1 protein-coding gene is annotated in these 602 nt (G+C 74.6%); it reads left to right on the top strand.

Features of this window, described 5'->3' with window-relative positions; all coding sequences use genetic code 11:
* Positions 1-464 (top strand): molybdopterin cofactor-binding domain-containing protein (locus tag FV228_RS32060; protein WP_147857999.1); only part of this gene is annotated, 464 nt, incomplete at its 5' end.
* Between the last annotated feature and the right edge of the window lie 138 nt (positions 465-602).

Below are 602 nucleotides of genomic sequence, written 5' to 3'. Positions count from 1 at the left end.
GGCCCTACGCGGCCGAGGGCGGCATGCGCGCCCGCGGCCTCGCCATGGCCTCGCCGTTCGGGTCGGAGACGGCCACGATCGCCGAGGTGTCGGTCACGGGCGGCGAGGCCCGGGTCCACACCCTGTGGATCGCGTTCGACCCGGGCAGCGTCGTCAACCCGGCGATCGTGCGGGCGCAGGTCGAGTCGGCCGCGGCGCTGGGCCTCTCGTCGGTGCTGTTCGAGCAGGTCGTCTACCGCGACGGCGTGCGCCAGGCGCAGAACTACGACACCTACCCGATCCTGCGCCGGGAGCACATGCCGGCGGTCCACGTGCGCATCGTCGAGAGCGGCGCGCCGATGGGCGGCGTCGGCGAGCCGGGGCTTCCGGGGGTGCCGCCCGCCGTGCTGAACGCGGTCGCGGCCCTCACCGGGCAGCGCATCCGCGCCCTCCCGATCGCCAACACCAAGCTCTCCGCGGCCTGACGCCTGTCGGGGACGCGTCCGGCAGGCGGACGACGGGGAACGGGCGTATCGGGTCCATCTTGGAGGCAACCGATGCTGGATGTGGTGGACCGGGTCGCGGATCCGTCCGAGGCCGCGCTGACCGCGCACAAGGCCCCC

The sequence above is a fragment of the Methylobacterium sp. WL18 genome (assembly GCF_008040015.1).
Classification (GTDB): domain Bacteria; phylum Pseudomonadota; class Alphaproteobacteria; order Rhizobiales; family Beijerinckiaceae; genus Methylobacterium; species Methylobacterium mesophilicum.
Note: the sequence above shows the minus strand (reverse complement) of the source record. Positions and strands in the feature narration are given on the sequence as shown.